This is a genomic window from Marivita geojedonensis, assembly GCF_002115805.1.
Lineage (GTDB): Bacteria > Pseudomonadota > Alphaproteobacteria > Rhodobacterales > Rhodobacteraceae > Marivita > Marivita geojedonensis.
The window spans coordinates 166417-184576 of record NZ_JFKC01000005.1 but is presented as its reverse complement, the minus strand read 5'-3'; the positions used below and the strand labels follow the sequence as shown (position 1 = coordinate 184576).

Annotated in this window: 22 protein-coding genes; 5 read left to right on the top strand and 17 right to left on the bottom strand. The window is 63.3% G+C overall.

The window, feature by feature from the left end; translation table 11 throughout:
* Together MGEO_RS08615 and MGEO_RS08610 are read right to left on the bottom strand one after the other, a co-directional pair.
* Positions 1-633, bottom strand: a 633-nt coding sequence (locus MGEO_RS08615; protein ID WP_143746250.1) for a hypothetical protein, incomplete at its 3' end; no start/stop codon positions are given.
* 212 nt (positions 634-845) lie between these two features.
* Complete coding sequence (locus MGEO_RS08610) at positions 846-1604, bottom strand: hypothetical protein (RefSeq protein ID WP_233139766.1); 759 nt, start codon at positions 1602-1604, stop codon at positions 846-848.
* 102 nt (positions 1605-1706) lie between these two features.
* On the opposite strand from MGEO_RS08610, the gene MGEO_RS08605 reads away from it, so the two are divergent.
* From MGEO_RS08605 to MGEO_RS08590, 4 genes are read left to right on the top strand one after another with little or no spacing between them, the layout of a single operon-like run.
* Positions 1707-1898: a DUF6494 family protein gene (locus MGEO_RS08605; protein WP_085636310.1), complete on the top strand. Its 192-nt coding sequence runs from the start codon at positions 1707-1709 to the stop codon at positions 1896-1898.
* A 1-nt stretch (position 1899) separates the two neighbouring features.
* Entirely contained in the window at positions 1900-2964 is a 1065-nt protein-coding gene (locus tag MGEO_RS08600; protein ID WP_085636309.1) for an Mrp/NBP35 family ATP-binding protein, read from the top strand.
* Complete coding sequence (locus tag MGEO_RS08595; protein ID WP_198948094.1) at positions 2964-3668, top strand: biotin/lipoate--protein ligase family protein; 705 nt, start codon at positions 2964-2966, stop codon at positions 3666-3668. Before MGEO_RS08600 ends, MGEO_RS08595 begins: the two co-directional genes overlap by 1 nt.
* Positions 3665-4144 (top strand): DUF6505 family protein, encoded by a 480-nt coding sequence (locus tag MGEO_RS08590; protein ID WP_085636307.1) that lies wholly within the window; start codon positions 3665-3667, stop codon positions 4142-4144. Before MGEO_RS08595 ends, MGEO_RS08590 begins: the two co-directional genes overlap by 4 nt.
* Before the next feature lie 48 nt (positions 4145-4192).
* Here the strand turns inward: MGEO_RS08590 and MGEO_RS08585 are convergent, their stop codons facing one another.
* Positions 4193-4897: a DUF1194 domain-containing protein gene (locus MGEO_RS08585; protein WP_085636306.1), complete on the bottom strand. Its 705-nt coding sequence runs from the start codon at positions 4895-4897 to the stop codon at positions 4193-4195.
* Between the two features lie 133 nt (positions 4898-5030).
* Between MGEO_RS08585 and MGEO_RS08580 the strand changes: the two genes are divergently transcribed.
* The gene (locus tag MGEO_RS08580) at positions 5031-5432 is read left to right on the top strand and encodes a c-type cytochrome (RefSeq protein WP_085636305.1); all 402 of its coding nucleotides are present in this window, start codon (positions 5031-5033) and stop codon (positions 5430-5432) included.
* 118 nt (positions 5433-5550) lie between these two features.
* On the opposite strand, the gene MGEO_RS08575 is transcribed toward MGEO_RS08580, so the two are convergent.
* The 14 genes from MGEO_RS08575 to MGEO_RS08515 all read right to left on the bottom strand — a co-directional run bounded on the left by MGEO_RS08575 (position 5551) and on the right by MGEO_RS08515 (position 18033).
* On the bottom strand, positions 5551-6654 hold the full coding sequence (locus tag MGEO_RS08575) for a BMP family ABC transporter substrate-binding protein (RefSeq protein WP_085636304.1): 1104 nt from the start codon (positions 6652-6654) through the stop codon (positions 5551-5553).
* Positions 6655-6715: 61 nt separating this feature from the next.
* Positions 6716-7648: an ABC transporter permease gene (locus MGEO_RS08570; RefSeq protein ID WP_198948093.1), complete on the bottom strand. Its 933-nt coding sequence runs from the start codon at positions 7646-7648 to the stop codon at positions 6716-6718.
* Entirely contained in the window at positions 7639-7944 is a 306-nt protein-coding gene (locus MGEO_RS08565) for a hypothetical protein (RefSeq protein ID WP_085636303.1), read from the bottom strand. Before MGEO_RS08565 ends, MGEO_RS08570 begins: the two co-directional genes overlap by 10 nt.
* A complete protein-coding gene (locus MGEO_RS08560) occupies positions 7944-9029 on the bottom strand; it encodes an ABC transporter permease (protein WP_085636302.1) in 1086 nt (361 codons plus the stop codon). Before MGEO_RS08560 ends, MGEO_RS08565 begins: the two co-directional genes overlap by 1 nt.
* Positions 9026-9196 carry a hypothetical protein gene (locus MGEO_RS21370; RefSeq protein WP_158090997.1) on the bottom strand — a complete coding sequence of 57 codons (171 nt, stop codon included), beginning with the start codon at positions 9194-9196 and terminating at the stop codon, positions 9026-9028. Before MGEO_RS21370 ends, MGEO_RS08560 begins: the two co-directional genes overlap by 4 nt.
* The gene (locus MGEO_RS08555; protein WP_085636301.1) at positions 9183-10706 is read right to left on the bottom strand and encodes an ABC transporter ATP-binding protein; all 1524 of its coding nucleotides are present in this window, start codon (positions 10704-10706) and stop codon (positions 9183-9185) included. The genes MGEO_RS21370 and MGEO_RS08555 overlap by 14 nt, the downstream gene beginning before the upstream one ends.
* Positions 10673-11614 (bottom strand): xanthine dehydrogenase accessory protein XdhC, encoded by a 942-nt coding sequence (xdhC, locus tag MGEO_RS08550; RefSeq protein WP_085636300.1) that lies wholly within the window; start codon positions 11612-11614, stop codon positions 10673-10675. The genes MGEO_RS08555 and xdhC overlap by 34 nt, the downstream gene beginning before the upstream one ends.
* On the bottom strand, positions 11604-14009 hold the full coding sequence (xdhB, locus tag MGEO_RS08545) for a xanthine dehydrogenase molybdopterin binding subunit (RefSeq protein ID WP_085636299.1): 2406 nt from the start codon (positions 14007-14009) through the stop codon (positions 11604-11606). The genes xdhC and xdhB overlap by 11 nt, the downstream gene beginning before the upstream one ends.
* Positions 14006-15406, bottom strand: a complete 1401-nt coding sequence (gene xdhA / locus MGEO_RS08540) for a xanthine dehydrogenase small subunit (protein WP_085636298.1) — start codon at positions 15404-15406, stop codon at positions 14006-14008. The genes xdhB and xdhA overlap by 4 nt, the downstream gene beginning before the upstream one ends.
* Positions 15407-15575: 169 nt before the next feature.
* Positions 15576-16043, bottom strand: coding sequence for an SRPBCC family protein (locus MGEO_RS08535; RefSeq protein ID WP_085636297.1), 468 nt, complete (start codon positions 16041-16043; stop codon positions 15576-15578).
* Entirely contained in the window at positions 16040-16501 is a 462-nt protein-coding gene (locus tag MGEO_RS08530) for an SRPBCC domain-containing protein (RefSeq protein WP_085636296.1), read from the bottom strand. Before MGEO_RS08530 ends, MGEO_RS08535 begins: the two co-directional genes overlap by 4 nt.
* Positions 16498-16827 carry an ArsR/SmtB family transcription factor gene (locus MGEO_RS08525; RefSeq protein ID WP_085636295.1) on the bottom strand — a complete coding sequence of 110 codons (330 nt, stop codon included), beginning with the start codon at positions 16825-16827 and terminating at the stop codon, positions 16498-16500. The genes MGEO_RS08530 and MGEO_RS08525 overlap by 4 nt, the downstream gene beginning before the upstream one ends.
* Before the next feature lie 63 nt (positions 16828-16890).
* Entirely contained in the window at positions 16891-17553 is a 663-nt protein-coding gene (locus MGEO_RS08520; protein WP_085636294.1) for a hypothetical protein, read from the bottom strand.
* 168 nt (positions 17554-17721) lie between these two features.
* Positions 17722-18033 (bottom strand): hypothetical protein, encoded by a 312-nt coding sequence (locus MGEO_RS08515; RefSeq protein WP_085636293.1) that lies wholly within the window; start codon positions 18031-18033, stop codon positions 17722-17724.
* Positions 18034-18160: the final 127 nt, after the last annotated feature.

Sequence of the window (18160 nt, the reverse complement as noted above, 5' to 3'; positions counted from 1 at the left end):
CCATAAGCCTCGACGTTTTGCGATGCATTTGACGCTTTGGCCGTCAATCCGGGATTTCAGCCAGACGACCGGCCTGTTGTAACCATCCAGCTCGACTTTGGAAATGAAGCCCTCAATAGAACCAAGTTCTCTGTAGGGAACAGCATCTGGGCTTCTGAACCGTTCAAGGTTTTTTCCTGTGCGTTGGGCGCTATTGCGGTCCAAAGAAATCGGCGGAACGCCTTCATAAGCAGATACGTCTACTAGCGTAGAGTCCAAGCCGTTCGTGATGCGTTCAATGACCTTTTCTGTTTTCCTAATCACCGGGTCAGAAAAGTGCTTTGGCCGCTCGGCCCGCTGAGAGAGAGAAGCAAAGCCGGAAGCCGCAGCGAAAACAACTTCGGCGGCCCGATTATCAATATTCATCGCATGGCGCTTTGGGAATGGTGTCACCTCAAGTGTAAGAGGGGAATTCTTGCTTGCGTCCGTGACACGCCAATCAATTTCTTTGCCGTCTCCATCTGCAATTGCATCTTCAACACCGTGCAAAATGCTAACGAAGTCTTGGACTTGAGACAAAAGGTCTTCGACCGTTGGCGCATCGAAGCCAAGGTTGTCCGTGCCTTTGATCGTGATCCTAATTGGTTTAGCCAACTTCTGCGCCTCCGGCGCAGATTCTACACGCCTAACGAGTCCCGGTAAAGAATCCTCTTACCGACCACACCAGAAAGTGCCACAGAAGCCCTTTCTAAGTCGTCAACGCCATTTGCCGCACGGTTGTTGTAACGAAACTCGAACTCAGCCTTTCGAAACGGCTTCCGCGATTTCGAAATCGCGGTGGAGCGCCCGTCCAAGGGCGTTCTGCCTCAATCCTGCAAAGACTGGATCGGGTTGCCCAGGTCGGCGGGCGCAATCCCCTGCACGAAGGCCATGATGTTTTCCAGATCGTCCAGCGTGATCTCCAACGCGTGGATCGGCGAGGGGCGCGTCGGGTCGAAGGGTTCGGTCACATCGGCCACCTGGGTAAAGGCTGGGTGCGGGTTCAGGACGTAGAAGGCCTGAAACCGCTCCTGCCAGTCACGCAGCGTCCGCAGTACCGCGAAGGACGGGGTAGAGCCGATGGAGTTCATGCGGTTCTTTTCGCTGACCACATGGCATCGGCCACAGAATGCCAGCGAGGCTTCCTCGCCGCGCAGGGCGTCGCCGTCATAGGTGACTTCGACCACCACCTGTTTCACCTCGACCTCGGAGGTGAAGAGCGCCGCGCCATCGACTTCGTAGCTGTCCACCGTGCCACGCCCCACATCCGAGCGCAGCCAGTCGGCAAAACGCTGGGCGTCTGCGTCTTCGCCCGCATCAAAGCGCCAGACCGTGTCCAGCCCCTCGAACGCCACGATGCCCTCCTCGCCAAAGCTGGCATCGGCGGCTGTGCCGGGCTCTACCAGCGTGATCCGCGTCTGGGTCTTGAGCGAAAAGCGCGGCAGGATGAATTTCAGCAGGCCGCTTTCGACCAGAGCTTCCGGCGCCGCGAGGTTGAACGTCTTGTCCTGAGCCGCAGCCGGGCTGAGCGTGGCCAGCACCACCCCCGATGCCAGAGCCAGCGCCCGGTATCCATGTCGTGCCATCATCCGGTGTCGCCTCCTTGCTTGAAAGCCTAAAGGGGCTGGCTTACACCCGTCAACGCTCTAGCTCGCATCGAACGGGCGGAGCCAAAGGGGAGAGAACCGATGAGCGATGATTTCAACATGTCCATGCGCAAGTTCCTGAAGCAGGTTGGGGTCACGTCCCAACAGGCGATCGAGGAGGCGATGCGCGACGCCGACACCAGCGGCAAAACCTTCGATGCGAAGGTGGTGCTGACGATTGACGGGCTCGATCTCGAGCATGTCGTAACCGGCACCATCAAGGGACAGGACTGACGTGGCTCTGACGCGTGACGCGGTTCTGGCCGCATTGAAAGCCGTGGCCGATCCGGCCTCGGGACAGGACATCGTGTCTGCAGGGGTGGTGCGGGCACTGAACGTGGATGGCGACGCGGTGCGCTTCGTGATCGAGGTCGCGCCGGATCAGGCCACCGCCTACGGCCCGGTGCGGCTGGCGGCAGAAGAGGCGGTCAAGGCACTGGGTGCGGCCAGCGTGTCGGCGGTGATGACGGCGCACAGCGCGCCGAAACCGCCCCCCGATCTGAAAGGCGGCGCACGTCCGAAACCGGCTGGCCCCGAGAAGATCCCCGGTGTGGACCGCATTCTGGCCATCGCCTCGGGCAAGGGCGGGGTGGGCAAGTCCACCGTGTCGGCGAACCTCGCCTGTGCGCTGGCGGCGGAAGGTCGCAAGGTTGGTCTTCTGGATGCCGACGTCTATGGCCCCAGCCAGCCGCGGATGCTGGGTGTGTCGGGTCGCCCCGCCAGCCCGGATGGCAAGACCATCCTGCCGATGCGCAATTTCGGCGTGACCATGATGTCCATCGGTCTGATGGTGAACGAAGGTCAGGCGGTTGTCTGGCGCGGGCCGATGCTCATGGGTGCGTTGCAGCAGATGATGATGCAGGTGCAGTGGGGTGCTTTGGATGTTCTGCTGGTGGACCTTCCGCCGGGCACCGGTGACGTGCAGATGACCCTGTCGCAGAAGGCGCATGTCGATGGTGCCGTTGTGGTCTCGACCCCACAGGACGTCGCACTTCTGGATGCGCGCAAGGGGATCGACATGTTCAACCAGATGAACGTGCCGATTGTCGGGCTGATCGAGAACATGTCGACGCATATCTGCTCGAATTGCGGCCACGAAGAACACATCTTCGGTCATGGCGGTGTTGCAGCGGAAGCGGCCAAGCTCGGAGTGCCTCTGCTGGCGGAAATCCCGCTGCATCTCGACATCCGCAAGGCCGCCGATGGCGGTGCGCCGATCGTCGTGTCGAAACCCGACAGCGCACAGGCCGGGGCGTTCCGCGATCTGGCCCGCACGCTGATCTCTGCCGGAAAGGCATGATGAGCGGACCAACCTTCCCGCCGCTGATGCAGGGCATCAATGCGGCGGGAGCCGACCCGTTCGATGCCGCCTGTGCCGAGGCAGCGCGGGGCTGCGACGCGGGCACGATCCTCTATGACGCAAACCCCGAGTGGTTGCGCGCGGCCATCGTTCTGGCCCCCGAGGTTCCTTTGTCCGACGCGGCGGCGATGCTGCCGTTGACGGGGGTCGCGGTGCAGAACGCGCTGGGTGCATTGGGGCCGTCGGAAATGGCGGTGCATCTTTGCTGGGACGGGCCGATCCGGGTGAATGGCGCGCTCTGCGGCGGGCTTCGCGGCGCGACCGATACGGCCGATGCCACCGCCGAGCCCGGCTGGCTGGTCACCGGGTTCGATCTGGTCTTTGCCCGTCCCGACATGGCGGGTGGCGAAACCCCGGATGAAACCGACCTGATGAGCGAAGGCTGTGTCGACCTGACACCTGTCGGTCTGCTGGAAAGCTGGTCGCGGCACCTGCTCAACTGGATCAGCCGGTGGGAGGACGATGGCATGGGGCCGCTCCACGCCGAATGGTCAGGGCTGGCGCATGGGATGGGGCAGGACGGCAGCGTTCTGGGCAAAACCGGGCACTTCCTCGGCCTTGATGAAAAGCTTGGCCTCTTGCTTCGCACCGATGGGCAGACCATGCTCCTGCCTGTGACCGACCTTCTGGAGATCCGCACATGAAACTGGCCCGTGCCATCCATTTCGACGAAAGTGACCAGCGCGTGTTCCATTCCCCGGCGCGCACCGGCGAATGGTGCATCTCTGGCGGGTTCGAGTTTTCCAACTGGTCCGAGGCCGATCTGGAAGGCCGCGCCAAACAGGCGTTCACCAATGGCTGGCTGGGGGCCGAGACCTTTGGCCGGGTGAGTTTCGTCGCGGTGACGCAGATGGAACCGGTGGAGCACGAAGCGGTGGTTCAGGGTCTCGCGCAGCATTTCGTCGATATGTACGGTGCGCCGTCCGTTGAGGCCGCGCGCCCGGTGGCCGAAGCAGAGATCGCGCATATGGCCGAGCTCTGTGACGAACACGCGCCCAACACGCTGCTGACGGTGAGCCGCGAGTTGACCGAAGCCGGGGTGAAGGAAAGCTTCCGCGTGATCGAACCGCAGGAGGCGGAACTGACGCTGCTGGCGGTACACGGGTCGCTGGACGAGTAAAACTTTAAACCATCATCCTCGGGTCAGGCCCGAGAAGGACGGTGAGCCCTAGCGCGCGTCCGCCACCTCCCGCGATGGCATCTCGCCCGAGATCTCCAGGATCAGTTTCCGCTTCACCGCCTCGGCGAAGGACGCGCGGTTCTCGGCGGTGACGACAAACGCACCCAGGCCGCCGATGATCTGCGCCTCGTATTGCGCCTCAAGCCCGCCCTGCGCGCGCCCCGGGTCGTCGGGGCGCAGGATGGGCAGGGCGTTGATCGTCACGCCCGCCGCCACCACTGTGGACCGTGCTTCCTCGATCGAGGGACCGGAATAATTCCGCACGCTGTCGCCGGAAAAGTCGATCACCCGCCGCCAGCCGTCATATTGGTTTGTCTCCATCAGCCGCAACCCGTCGAGCAGCGCCGCGCCGATGGCGTTGCGCCCGTAGGCCTGACGCGGCTTGTTCAGCAGCTCGGCGGCAAAGAGCGTTGCACTCTCCGGCCCGTCAATCCGCATCCAGTCGGCCACGACCGCCGTGTTGGCGGCCCATTCGACATAGGTCACGGCAATCGAGCCATAGGCGGTGTTCGCAATCGCGGCGAGCACCTCGGGATCGGTGATCGCCTGCGCGTAGCCCTGACGCTGAAAGTCGATCTCGCGCTGGTCAATGGAGCCTGAAGCATCCGCCAGAAGCACCAGTTCAAGATCGGTGTCCTGCGCAAGGGCAGGTGTGGAAAACGTCAGAAGAAGGATCAACAGAAGGAACCGCATGGCGAACCTCGCTTTTGCCTGATGCAAAGCTAGTGCGATTTTGCCCCTGCGCCAAAGGATTGATCCGGATCAACGCCGCGTGAGATGATTTCCGGCAGAGTTGCCCTGTCTTGAGTCAGAAGGAGTGACCTCCATGCGACGTAGCCTTGCCTGTCTTGCCGCGTTTGGCCTCTGCGCCTCGGCCCTGTGGGCGCAGGATGTCGATCACGGCAAATCGCTGTTCCAGACCCATTGCGCCGCTTGTCACGGTGCCAACGCCGAAGGGAAGGGCCCGCTGGCCGGCGCGTTGCTGTTGCAACCTGCAGACCTGACGGCGCTGGCCGCGGGGAATGGCGGTGAGTTTCCGCTGGAGCGGGTGCTCAAGCGGATTGACGGAACGGACCCGTTGGTCAGCCATGGTTCGCCCATGCCGGTCTACGGGCTGTATTTCGAGGGTGTCGCCAACACGCCGATGAAGCTGCCCAGCGGACAGCCGATGCTGGTGTCACAGCCAATTGCCGATCTGGTCGGGTACCTGCAGTCCCTGCAGAAGTAAGCTGCGGACACCGTTGGCGGTTCTGTCGGACCTGCTGTCCGATACGCGGGGTCGAAACGAAAAAGGCCGGGCATGTCCGCCCGGCCTTTCGGTCTTCTTGGATTGAGCTGATGCGCGATCAGTTCGGGATGTCGCCGGTGATGCCTTCGATGTAGAAGTTCATGCCCAGCAGGGTGCCGTCATCTGCGGTCTCGCCTTCTGCCAGCCATGCAGAGCCGTCCTGCTTGTTCATCGGGCCGGTGAACGGGTGGTACTCGCCTGCGGTGATCGCGTCGATCATCGCCTGCGCTTCGGCCTTCACGTCATCGGGGATGGCGTCGTTCATTGCGCCGATCACCACTTCGCCTTCCGGCATACCGGCCCAGCTGTCAACCTGCTCGTAGGTGCCGTCCATCAGCTGACCCACGCGCTTGACGTAGTAGGGCGACCATTCGTCGATGATCGAGGCCACACGCGGGCCGGGGGTGCCGTCGTCATTGGTCATGAAGGCCGCCATGTCGGACGCCTGACCAAAGCCCCATGCGCTGCTGCCTTCCTTGGCGATCTCGGCCAGCGGTGCGGTCGAGTCGGTGTGCGCGGTGATCACGTCCACACCCTGATCGAGCATGGCGCGCGCCGCATCGGCCTCTTTCGCCGGATCGAACCATGTGTAGGCCCACGTGACCACCAGCTCCACATCCGGGTTCGCCAGCTTGGCGTGGTGGTAATAGGAGTTGATGCCCATGATCACTTCGGGGATCGGGAAGGACGCGATGTAGCCGATCTTGTTGGTCTTGGTCATCTTGCCAGCGATGTGGCCGACAACGGCACGGCCTTCATAGAAGCGCGCGTTGTAGGTGGACACGTTCGGGTGCTCGCGCTTGTAGCCGGTGGCATGTTCGAACTTCACGTCCGGGAACTTGGCCGCGACGTTGTTGGTCGGGTCCATGTAGCCGAAGGACGTGGTGAAGATGATGTTGCAGCCCGACAGTGCCATCTGCGTGATGACACGTTCAGCGTCGGCACCTTCCGGCACGCTTTCCTGCCACGCGATCTCGACCTTGTCGCCGTATTCTTCCTTTACGGCCAGCGCGCCCTGATGGTGCTGGAAGGTCCAGCCGCCGTCACCGATGGGGCCGACATAGACAAAGCACGCTTTGGTCACGTCCTGCGCCATGGCAGGGGCACCAAAGGCCAGCGTCAGGCCCGCGGCTGCGGTGGCAAGTAGGGTTCTGCGGATCATAGGGTATCTCCCGGTTGGTGGGGCGGCAGCGGCCCCGTTGGATTGGATGCGCCCGGTTTGTCTACCGGGTCGCGTGGAAGGTCTGTCCAAGGTTCGCGGGCGCATCATGGCTGCTGCGGCTGCGGTTGGACGAGATGAAAACAAGCACGAGGATCGTTATCAGATAGGGCGACATGGACAAGTACTGCACCCCCCATGTCAGACCTGCGGCCTGCAGATTGAGTTGCAGCACGGTGATGCCGCCGAAAAGATAGGCACCGACCAGAACGCGTCCCGCGCGCCAGCTGGCAAAGACCACAATGGCCAGCGCGATCCAGCCCGCACCGGCGGTCATGCCCTCGGTCCATTGCGGCACGCGCACAAGGCTCAGGTAGGCGCCGCCCAGCCCGGCGCAGGCCCCGCCGAACATGATGGCCAGCATCCGGACCCGGATCACCTTGTAGCCCAAGGCGTGCGCGCTTTCGTGGCTTTCCCCCACCGCGCGCAGGATCAGCCCGGCGCGGGTGTGTTTGAGGAACGCCCAGACGGCGACGACGATGCCGAGGCTGAGATAGACCATGATGTCATGCGAAAAGAGCATTCGTCCGACCACGGGCAGATCGCTCAGAATGGGGATGTCCAGCTTGGGCAGAGTGACGGTCTTCTGCCCCTCATAGGGTTTGCCCAGAAGCGAGGACAGACCCAGCCCGACAAGTGTCAGCCCCAGCCCGGTGGCAACCTGATTGGACAGGAAGATCTGCGTCAGCACGCCAAAGGCCAAAGACAGCACTGCGCCGGCGATGGCAGCGGTGGCAAAGCCAAGAAGCGGCGCGCCGGTATTGATGGCGACGATAAAGCCGATCACCGCGCCGGTGATCATCATGCCCTCGACACCGAGGTTCAGAACGCCGGATTTCTCGACCACCATTTCGCCAATCGCGGCCAGCAGGATCGGCGTGGCCGAGATCATGATCGAAGCGACCAGAAGAACGGGATTGATTGCGCTCAGGTCCATGCCGGCGCTCCATGCACGAGGTGGACGACGAGCGCAAAGAGCGCGGCACTGCCCAGCATGATGACGACATGTGAAAAGCTCGGCCGGTGACGCGCGAGCCGCTCAAGAACCGGAAAGCGCCGGTGCAGACCCAGCGCGACAAGCAGCGCAACTGCCGCAACCACGGCCACATGCCCGAGCACGAACAGCACCACATTGGCCGGGCCCTCACCGATCAGCCAGCCATGCAGCATCCAGAGCATCATCGCGCCCATCATCAAGCCCATGAGTGCGGGTTTGAGAGTATTGCTCCCCATCACGCCACCTCCGCCGCGCCGAACCGGACGCGATAATTGGTCAGAACATCCACCCCGAGCAGGAAAAACAGCAGCATCCCCTGGAACAGCTGGATCGACGCCCCGGGCACGCCCAGCATGAGCTGCGCCAGTTCGCCGCCGATATAGGTCAGCGCCATCAACAGCCCTGCCAGCAGGATGCCCACCGGGTGCAACCGGCCCAGGAAGGCCACGATGATCGCGGTAAAGCCATAGCCCGAGCCGAAGTCGATGCTGATCTGCCCTGCCGGTCCGGTGACCTCAAAAAGCCCCGCCATGCCCGCCAGCACCCCGGCCAACCCAAGGCAGAACAGCACCGTGCGCGCAGGCGACACGCCCGAGAATTTGGCGGCGCGCGGCGCTTCGCCGGTAAGGCGGATATTGTAGCCCTGAATGTGCCGCGTCAGCAGCACATAGGCGAGGATCACCGCGATGAAGGCCGCCAGAACGCCAAGGTGCATGCCGGTATTCGGGATCAATTCAAGGTTCTGCGAGGACGACCATTGCGACAGGTTACGCGAGCCGGGAAAGCCCATGCCTTCGGGATTGCGCAACAGGCCGGAAGAGACCGAGGCGAGAATATTCTCGGCCACATAAACCAGCATCAGCGACACAAGGATTTCATTGGTTCCGAACTTCACTTTCAAAAGCGCCGGGATCATCGCCCAGGCCCAACCGCCCAAAGCGCCAGCAACCACCATCAACGGCAGGATCAGCGCCGACTCCATCGGGTAAAGCGCAAGACCTGCCCCCGCGCCGCAGATGGCGCCCATGATGTACTGGCCCTCGGCCCCGATGTTCCAGATCCCGGCCCGGAAGCCGATGGAAAGCCCGATGGCAATCAGGATCAGCGGCCCCGCCTTCACCAGAAGCTGCGGGCGCGAAAAGCCGGAAAACTGCGGGTGAAACAAGGGATCCCAGAAGATCGTCCGGATCGCCTCAACCGGCGAGGTGCCAATCAGGCCGAACATGATACCGCCGAAGATCATTGTCAGGATGACCGCAAGGATCGGTGTCGCCACCGTCCACGCTTTTGAGGGCTGCGGGCGTTTTTCGAGCCGGATCATTGGCCGCCCTCCCGTTTCGCGTGGTGGCTGCTGTTGGAGTTTGCATATTTGGAAAAAGAAGAAGGAGGGGAGGAAGCGCGCTGCCTTCGCTTCTTCTTTTCAGAAATATGCATTTCCGCGGTCGCCGTGCGGCGCTGGTCTTGGGAAAAGGCATCACGCATCCACATGGGCCACCTCCATGTCATGTGCGCCGCCCATCATCAGGCCGATTTCGTCGATGCTCAGATCCGCGACCGGTTTCAGCGCAGACAGCCGCCCTTCGTTCAATGCGCCAAAGCGGTCGGCGATTTCCATCAACTCGTCCAGATCCTGACTGACAACGAGGATCGCCGCGCCCTGCGCCGCGAGATCAAGCAGCGCTTGCCGGATCGCCGCCGCCGCCGCTGCGTCCACACCCCAGGTGGGCTGGTTGACCACGAGGATATCGGGGTTCTGCGCCACTTCGCGCCCGATGACGAATTTCTGCAGGTTCCCGCCCGACAGCGCCCGCGCGGCCACATGGGTGCCGGGGGTGCGCACGTCGAAGCGTTTGATCACGTCCTGCGCAAAGCCATCGGCGCGTTTCCAGTTGATGAAGCCGCTCTTGACCAGTCGCTGCCGTCGTCCCGCCGTCAGAACCGCGTTTTCCGTCAGGCTCATATTCGGGGCCGCCGCGTGGCCCAGCCGTTCTTCGGGGGCGGTCAGGAAGCCCACAGAACGGCGCGCCACGGGGCCGTCGCGGCTCACATCCGCGCCCTTGACCCAGATCGTGCCGCGCTTGGTGGTGCGTTCGCCCGACAGCGCCAGCAGCAATTCGTCCTGCCCGTTGCCCGCAACCCCGCCAAAGCCCAGCACCTCGCCCGCGCGCAGCTCAAAGCTAATGCCACGCAGCGGTGTGCCGAACGCGCCGGGCGCAGGCATGGTCAGGTTGTCGACCCGCAGGAGCACTTCTCCCGGCGTCTTGGCCTTTGCGGCCGGGGAGGCAAAGCTGGAGCCGACCATCATTTCAGCCATCGCGCGTGCGGTGGTCTCGGATGGCGTGCAGGTCGCAACCTTCTTGCCCAGCCGCAGGATCGTGGCGTGATCGCAGAGCGCGCGGATCTCTTCCAGCTTGTGGCTGATATAAAGGATCGCCGTACCCTCGGATTTCAGCTTGCGCAGGGTTTCAAATAGGATCTCCACCTCCTGCGGCGTCAGCACCGAGGTCGGCTCGTCCATGATCAGCAGTTTCGGGTCCTGCAAGAGGCAGCGGATGATCTCGACCCGTTGCCGTTCGCCTGCCGACAGTGTGCCGACGGTGCGCGACGGATCGAGCGGCAGGCCGTAGGTCTCCGACACCTCGCGGATCTGGCGGGCCAGATCGCGCGGCTTGGGTGGATTCTCCATGCCCAGCGCCACGTTCTCGGCCACGTCGAGCGCGTCGAATAGCGAGAAATGCTGGAACACCATCGCCACCCCGGCCAGACGCGCCGCACTGGGTTCGGAGGGCGTATAGGGTTTGCCGCGCAGCGTCATGCTGCCCTTGTCCGGCTTGACCAGCCCGTAGATCATCTTGACCAGCGTCGACTTACCTGCGCCGTTCTCGCCCAGCAATGCGTGAATTTCCCCTTCGCGGATATCGAAGGACACGTCGTCATTGGCGACGACGCCGGGATAAGCTTTGGTCAGGCCGTCGAGGCGAAGGAGGTCGTCGGGCAAAGGGCACCTGATTTGGTCGTTGCGAGGCTCAATAGCTGGGCAGCAACCCCGACGGCAATCGCCTGAGGGTGCTTTCCAAGGGATTTTTGCCCAATTGGGCAGCAAATGCGTGCGATTTGGGCGTCCGAATGGCCCATCTTGCGCAATCGAGAGGTGAAACGCGCTTTCTTGGTGTCCGACCCGATGAGGCCGGTGAACCCGAACCCGTGATGCAGAAGCGCATCGCACAGGCTCAGGTCAAGCGCGTGGGAATAGGTGAGGATCAGATGCGCGGCATCTTGCGGCGCATGGGCCACGACACGCAGCGGGTCGCTGGCGGGCAGGGCGTTGACGCGCTCGGGGATGACGTCGGGAAAGCGGTTGGGCGAGGTGTCGACCCAGGTGATCTCGATCTCGGGGATCGGGTGCAGCACGTCCACGAGCGCCCGTCCGACATGACCTGCACCCCAGATCCAAACGGGCCGGGTTGGCTGTGCCACGGGTTCCACAAACCAGCCCTGCACCATGCGCGGGCGCAGATCGACGCCCTGATGGCGCGCGCAGGTGGTCATGCGCTTGACGGCCAGCGGCATCTCGCCCGGACCGCGCGCGATGACGGTTTCGCCGTCGAGCGCGGCAAGCTTTTCGGCATCGTAGACCTCGGAAAGCAGCGTTACCGCCCCGCCGCAGCACTGGCCAAGCGCCGGCCCAAGCGGGTGGCGGCTGAACCCTTCGCGGGCGAAGGCCTGTTGCGCCGCCTGATACTCCAACGCGCCACCGCCGATTGTGCCGGATTGCCCGCCGTCCCAGACCACCATCGCCGCCCCCACCTCGCGCGGGGAGGAGCCCTGCACCTCGGCGATCACCACGCGGGCGACCCGGTCATGTGCGGCAACGGCAGTGCGCAAGGCATTGAGATCAAACGCCATTCCGCACCCTTTCAATGGCCGCCAGCACCCGTTCCGGCGTGGCGGGCGCGTCCAGCGCCGGATAGCCGTCGCCGCAAGCCGCCACCGCATCGGACAGGGCCAGAAACACCGACATGCCCAGCATGAAGGGCGGCTCGCCCACCGCCTTGGAGCGGTAGATCGTGTCTTCCCGGTTGCGCCCGTCCCGGAGCGCGACGTTGAACACGTCGGGCCGGTCGGAACAGGCGGGGATCTTGTAGGTCGAGGGGGCATGCGTGCGCAGACGGCCAGACTGATCCCAGACCAGTTCCTCGGTTGTGAGCCAACCCGCGCCCTGCACAAACCCGCCTTCCACCTGCCCGATGTCCAAGGCCGGGTTCAGCGACGACCCGGCATCATGCAGAATGTCCGTGCGCAGGATGCGGTATTCGCCGGTCAGCGTGTCCACCGCCACTTCGCTGAGCGCTGCGCCATAGGCGAAATAGAAGAACGGTCGCCCCTGACCTTTGATGCGGTCCCAGCTCAGCTTCGGCGTGCGGTAGAACCCCGTCGCAGACAGGCTGATCCGTGCCTCATAGGTCATCTGCGCGACCTTCGCGAAAATGTAGGTCTCGCCCTGAACGCGCACCTGTCCATCGGCAAACACCACATCCCGCGCGTCGCATTGATGCAGGCTCGCCAGATGGTTCGCCATCCGGTCGCGGATCGTGTCACAGGCAACCTTGACCGCCATACCGTTGAGGTCCGACCCTGATGAGGCCGCTGTCGCGGAAGTGTTGGGCACCTTGCCCGTATCGGTTGCGGTGATCTTCACCATCTCCAGCGGCACGCCAAACCGGTCTGCGGCCACCTGCGCCACCTTCTGGAACAGCCCCTGTCCCATCTCGGTGCCACCGTGGTTCATGTGGATGGAACCGTCCTGATAGACATGCACCAGCGCGCCGGCCTGATTGAGATGCGTCAACGTGAAGGAAATCCCGAACTTCACCGGCGAAAAGGCAAGGCCTTTCTTGATGACGGCATTGCCCGCGTTCCACTTCGCCACCGCAGCACGCCGCGCGTCGTAATCCGCGCCGTCCAGCAACCGATCCGTCATGTCGTGCAGGATGAAATCCTCGACCACCTGCCCATAGGGCGTGGTCTGCTCGGCAACCGCTCCCGCAGCACCTGTGTTCTCTGCCAGTTCCTCGGACCCGCGTGAAGCGATGTCCTGCTCCTTCATCTTGCCGGATAAACTCCGGGGGGCCGAAGGCGGGGGCAGCGCCCCCTCGACCTCAGCCGCATAGTAATTCGCCCGCCGCACCGCGACCGGGTCGAGCCCCAGATCATGCGCGATATGGTCCATCACCCGCTCGATCCCGAGCATCCCCTGCGGTCCGCCAAAGCCCCGGAACGCCGTCGCACTCTGGGTGTTGGTCTTGAGCCGGTGGCTTTCGATCCGCACATGGGGCAGGTGATAGGCGTTGTCGGCGTGCAGCATGGCCCGATCTGCGACTGGCAGGGACAGGTCCTGCGCCCAGCCGCAGCGTGTGTACTGCTCAAACTCGATCCCCGAGATCACACCCTGATCATCAAACCCGACGCGGTATTCGATGCGGAAATCGTGCCGTTTGCCGGTGATCATGAAATCATCGTCGCGGTCGTAGCGCATCTTGGCCGGATGCCCGGTGGCCGATGCCACAACGGCACAGGCGATGGCCAAAGCGTTGCCCTGACTTTCCTTGCCGCCGAAGCCGCCGCCCATGCGCCGCGTCTCAACCCGGACCGCGTGCATCGGCAGGTGCAGGGCGTGGGCAACTTTGTGCTGGATTTCGGTTGGGTGCTGGGTCGAGGCATGCACAACCATGTCGCCGCCTTCCTGCGGCAGGGCCATGGCGGACTGGCCTTCGAGGTAGAAGTGTTCCTGCCCGCCCATCTCGATCACGCCGCTGATCTGGCGCGGTGCGGTGTCGATGGCCTCACCCGCATCGCCCTTTTCCCAGATACGTGGGCCGTCCTCGAAGCGCGAGTCGGCGGCCAGCGCCTCGTCGATGGTCAGGATCGCATCGCGTTCGGCATAGCTGATCTGCCCGAGACGCGCCGCCTTGCGGGCAGCGAGGTGGCTGGTGGCGGCGACCAGGAAAATCGGCTGACCAAGGTAGTGGATCGTGGCCCCCGACAGCATCGGTTCGTCATGGGCGGACGGCGAACAATCGCAGTCACTGGGCAGGTCTTTGGCTTCCCAGACGCCGACCACACCGGGGGCGGTCCGTACTTCGTCGAGGTCAATGGAACTGATCCGACCGGCGGCGATGCTGCTGAGGCCAAAGGCCAGATGCAGCGTGCCTTTCGGCGTCGGGATGTCGTCGACATAGCGCGCCTGTCCGGTGACATGCAGATGGGCCGCGTCGTGGGGGAGGGGTTTGGCGACACTCATGCCGACACCTCCAGCACGTTCGAGGCAATGCCCTGATCCTCGTGCCAATAGCGCAGGAGCATGTTCTCCGCTGCCTGCAGACGGTAATCGGCCGAGGCGCGCATGTCCGACAGGGGCATGTAATCCTTGGCCATCTGTCCCATCGCGGCGCGGATGCTGGCCTCGGACCACGGCTTGCCGGTCAGGGCGGCTTCGACCGCTTTGGCGCGTTTCGGGGTGCCTGCCATGCCGCCGAAGGCGATGCGGGCCTCTGTGACCGTGCCGCCCGACACGGTGATGTTGAACGCGCCGCAGACGGCCGAGATGTCCTGATCGAAGCGTTTCGACAGCTTGTAGACCTTCAGCCCCGGCGCGTGGCGCGGGATCGTGACGGCCTCCACGAATTCGCCTTTGGCGCGGTCCTGTTTGCCGTAGTCGATGAAGAAATCCTCAAGCGGCATGTTGCGGCAATGGTCCCCCGCCCGCAGGTGCAGGATGGCCCCCAGTGCGATCAGTGCGGGAGGATTGTCCCCGATGGGCGAGCCGTTGGCGATATTTCCACCGATGGTCGCGGCAGCGCGCACCTGTGTCGAGCCATAGCGGCGGATCATTTCGGCATATGATGGGTGCAGGTCGCGCACCGCTGCCAGTACCCGGTCCATCGTTACACCCGCGCCGATGCGCAGGCGGTCGTCGGTTTCCTCGATCTGCTGAAGTTCGGTGCAGCGGTTGAGGAAGATGACGTCGTCCAGATCGCGCAGGGATTTTGTGACCCAGAGACCCACATCCGTCGCTCCTGCAACCAGCGTTGCATCGGGACGGGCGGCGCAGGCGGTGGCGAGATCGTCCAGCGTTTCCGGGGCGTTGAGGCTGGGGGGCTGTCTGCCCCCCAGACCCCCCGAAGGTATTTTTGAGCCCAAAGAAGCGGGAGGGGTCTCTTTGAGCCAGTCGGGTGCCGGCTGTTCGCTGGCAGCCTCGGCCGCGCGGATGATCGGGGCGTAGCCGGTGCAGCGGCAGAGGTTGCCCGCCAGTGCGTCGTCGTGGTTTCGGTCACCGTTCAAGTGGGCCACCGCCATCGAAACGATGAAACCGGGCGTGCAGAAGCCGCATTGCGATCCGTGGTGGTCGATCATCGCCTGCTGCACCGGGTGCAGGGTGCCGTCAGGGGCGCTGATGCCTTCGACTGTGCGCACCGCGCAGCCGTCCAGCTGCGGAAGGAAGAGGATGCAGGCGTTCAGCGCCCGTGCGCCGCGCCCATCGGTGACCATCACCGTGCAGGCCCCGCAATCGCCTTCGTTACAGCCTTCCTTGGTGCCAGTGAGGCCGCGCTCTTCGCGCAGCCAATCGAGCAGCGTTGCCGTGGGGGACACGTCTCGCAGCTCCACGCTCTCTCCGTTCAGAAGAAAGGTGATATCCATGTGAAAAACCTGCCGCCTTACCAATATGCCCCGTTATATGCGCGCCCTCGATGCGGCGTAGAAAACACGCGGGGGTATCCCTGTTGTCGGGTCAGGCTAGGCAAGCGGGGCGCGGTTTGGCAAGTGATTTTGTGCCTGTTTGGTGGTCAACGCGGGTTGAATGCCTGTTTCACAGGCATTCAACGAGGGCGGCCAATTGTTCGAACGCGGTGCCCCAGCCATCGAAAAAGCCCATTTTTTCGTGTTCCGCGCGCTTGGCCGAATCGGAATGCATGACATGCGCGTGATAGAGCGTGCCGCCGTCCTGCGGGATCAGACGGACATCCGCTGTCATGAAGGCGGGGGTCGGTGAGGGGCGGAAACCGGGCAGGACTCCGTCGCTATAGACCAGCCGCGAGTGCCGGTCAGCCAGCAGGAAACAGCCGTCGTTTTCGATCAGGGTGCCGTCCGGCAATTTCATCACGTTGAAGGCACGTCCGCCCGCGCGCAGGTCGTTCTCCACTTCGGTCACTTCGACCGGGCGCGGTGTGAACCACTGCTTGAAAAGCTCGGGTTCTTCCCAACAGCGCCAGATGGTTTCCGGGCTGGCTTTCATCAGCCGTTCGATCTGAAGGTCGGTGTCGGGGTTGAAGCTCATGCCAGTTCTCCTGAGCGGATGAGGCGGTCCAGACGGTCGAGGCCGCTGGTCCAGCCGGATTGGAAATCGTCCTGCATGTCTTCGCCGGTCATGGACGCGACGGCGACATCGACGGTGAGGTTGGTCGACGGGCCGTCCGGGGCGAGGACATAGGTCACAAGAGACACGCCGAACCGCTGCCCGCCTGCGGTGATCGTTTCAGTGAAACAGGCGCGTGTGGGGGTGTCTATGTGATACCAATGGGTGTCGACGGTGAATTCGGGATTGTCCGCGGGGCCGCAGCGGTGGCGTTCGTGGCCGCCTTCGCGCAGGTCGGTGGTTTCCAGAACCAGCACGGCGTCATCCGAGGGCGCGCCCCAGATCTCGCGTGATTTGGCGTCGGTCAGCAGGTGCCAGAGGCGGTCCTGCGGGGCGGCGATGGTGCGGGTCAGGCGGAAGGTGGCGATGGGGGCAGTCATGTCCTGGGCCTTTCAAGAGCTTCGGCCAGCGCCTGCAACCGGTCGAGGCGACCTTCCCACAGCCTGCGCTGTTGGGCGAGCCAGTCTTCGGCAGCAGCCATAGGGGCGGCTTCGATGTGCAGAATTCGGGTGCGCCCGGTTTTTTCGGAGCGCACCAGACCGGCTTTTTCCAGCTTGCCCAGATGTTTGAGGAAAGACGGAAGCGCCATGTCATGTGGGCCGTGCAGGTCGGTCACGCTGGCGGGGCCGTCGAGCAGACGCTCGATCACCGCCCGACGGGTCGGGTCGGCCATTGCGGAGAAAACGGAATCGAGTTGGTTAGCCATGTGGCTAAGTTACAGTGTCCGGGAATTCGTGCAACGGAAACTTATCCATATGGCTAAGTTTTTTCAAACGCCAAACAGGAACACAGCGAGTGGCACGGGAAGCACCGCTATGAAAATCGTCAGGAGGAACTTCGGCAGCGTGAACACGTCGCTCAGCCCGGCAGCAAAGGACAGGCCGCCACCACCGCCGATCACCGAATTGCCCGGCGTGTTGATCAGCAGGGCCAGCGCCACATAGCGATAAAGCGCCAGACGCCGCAGCGCCGGATGGCCGGTCGACTCGATCAGCACCTTTGGCCGGTCTTCTTTCGGGGCCTGGCACAGGGTTTCCAGAAAGGAGGGCAGTTTCACCAGCCCGACCCGGCGCAGAAATCCTGCGGTTTTCTCCAGCGACACCACGCGCCCGACCGAATAGGCCAAGAGCAGGCTCAGGATCGTGGCGAGATAGATCAGCGGCGCCATCTGCGCGCCGAATACGGTGGGCAGGGTCATCCCGATCTCGGCCCCCGGAACAAAGGGCAGGGCCGTGAGCAGGATATAGGCGATGAGGCCAAGCAGGATCAGCTTGCGCACCATCTCTTCGTTGTCGGGCCTCACGGCAAAGCCGATGGCCTCTTTCACCTGCGCGGCGAAATAGACCGCCGCCAGCAGCAGGATGATCAAGCCGATCAGGCGCAGGGCCAGCCCGACGAAGAACCGCGTGTCGGTGGGCGGGGCTGTGGTCATGTCCCGGACAGAGGCTCCGCCTGAAGGTTGCGGAGGGTGTTGCAACATGCGGGCACGCCATTTGCGCAAGCGTCGCACAGACTCGCAGGGGTCGCTGTCATGGGGGGTCTCCTTCGCCGTCAGCTTAGGAGAAAACCGCCCAAGCGCATAGGGTGCGCGCGCTTTGGATCAGAACGGCAGGAACCCGTCGCCCAATTCGTAGGACTTGACCGCAAGCAGCGGCTGGTTGCCCGCGTAGGCGAACACGAACACATGCGCGAGATCGGCGGCCAGCGTCATACGGCAGAAATTGGCGTCGGCGTCGAACTCGGCCGGGCAGCCTTCAAGGTCGACATGCTCGATGGCGGTTTCAAAGATCTCGTAGGTCAGGCCGTTTGCCAGATAGACGGTGCCGTCATGGTGCGTTTCGCCGGGGCCGGAAGCCAGTGCGGCGCTGGTCAGGGCAAGAGTTGTGAGGAGGGGTGTCACTGTCCGGATCATTATTCCGATTCCTTTTGTCAGGTATTATGCGGCGATATCTGACTATTTCAATCAGGATTGTAAAGCGCAATTTGCCGGACACCCACAGGTTGGGCTTTTCACCGGATCACGGGCTGCATATCGTGGG

Coding starts and splice junctions, on each gene's coding strand:
- MGEO_RS08610 (WP_233139766.1), bottom strand. CDS start 1,604: ATGGCACGACATGGATACCGGGCGCTGGCTCTGGCATCGGGGGTGGTG.
- MGEO_RS08605 (WP_085636310.1), top strand. CDS start 1,707: ATGAGCGATGATTTCAACATGTCCATGCGCAAGTTCCTGAAGCAGGTT.
- MGEO_RS08595 (WP_198948094.1), top strand. CDS start 2,964: ATGAGCGGACCAACCTTCCCGCCGCTGATGCAGGGCATCAATGCGGCG.
- MGEO_RS08590 (WP_085636307.1), top strand. CDS start 3,665: ATGAAACTGGCCCGTGCCATCCATTTCGACGAAAGTGACCAGCGCGTG.
- MGEO_RS08585 (WP_085636306.1), bottom strand. CDS start 4,897: ATGCGGTTCCTTCTGTTGATCCTTCTTCTGACGTTTTCCACACCTGCC.
- MGEO_RS08580 (WP_085636305.1), top strand. CDS start 5,031: ATGCGACGTAGCCTTGCCTGTCTTGCCGCGTTTGGCCTCTGCGCCTCG.
- MGEO_RS08575 (WP_085636304.1), bottom strand. CDS start 6,654: ATGATCCGCAGAACCCTACTTGCCACCGCAGCCGCGGGCCTGACGCTG.
- MGEO_RS08570 (WP_198948093.1), bottom strand. CDS start 7,648: ATGGACCTGAGCGCAATCAATCCCGTTCTTCTGGTCGCTTCGATCATG.
- MGEO_RS08565 (WP_085636303.1), bottom strand. CDS start 7,944: ATGGGGAGCAATACTCTCAAACCCGCACTCATGGGCTTGATGATGGGC.
- MGEO_RS08560 (WP_085636302.1), bottom strand. CDS start 9,029: ATGATCCGGCTCGAAAAACGCCCGCAGCCCTCAAAAGCGTGGACGGTG.
- MGEO_RS21370 (WP_158090997.1), bottom strand. CDS start 9,196: ATGTGGATGCGTGATGCCTTTTCCCAAGACCAGCGCCGCACGGCGACC.
- xdhC (WP_085636300.1), bottom strand. CDS start 11,614: ATGGCGTTTGATCTCAATGCCTTGCGCACTGCCGTTGCCGCACATGAC.
- xdhB (WP_085636299.1), bottom strand. CDS start 14,009: ATGAGTGTCGCCAAACCCCTCCCCCACGACGCGGCCCATCTGCATGTC.
- xdhA (WP_085636298.1), bottom strand. CDS start 15,406: ATGGATATCACCTTTCTTCTGAACGGAGAGAGCGTGGAGCTGCGAGAC.
- MGEO_RS08535 (WP_085636297.1), bottom strand. CDS start 16,043: ATGAGCTTCAACCCCGACACCGACCTTCAGATCGAACGGCTGATGAAA.
- MGEO_RS08530 (WP_085636296.1), bottom strand. CDS start 16,501: ATGACTGCCCCCATCGCCACCTTCCGCCTGACCCGCACCATCGCCGCC.
- MGEO_RS08525 (WP_085636295.1), bottom strand. CDS start 16,827: ATGGCTAACCAACTCGATTCCGTTTTCTCCGCAATGGCCGACCCGACC.
- MGEO_RS08520 (WP_085636294.1), bottom strand. CDS start 17,553: ATGACCACAGCCCCGCCCACCGACACGCGGTTCTTCGTCGGGCTGGCC.
- MGEO_RS08515 (WP_085636293.1), bottom strand. CDS start 18,033: ATGATCCGGACAGTGACACCCCTCCTCACAACTCTTGCCCTGACCAGC.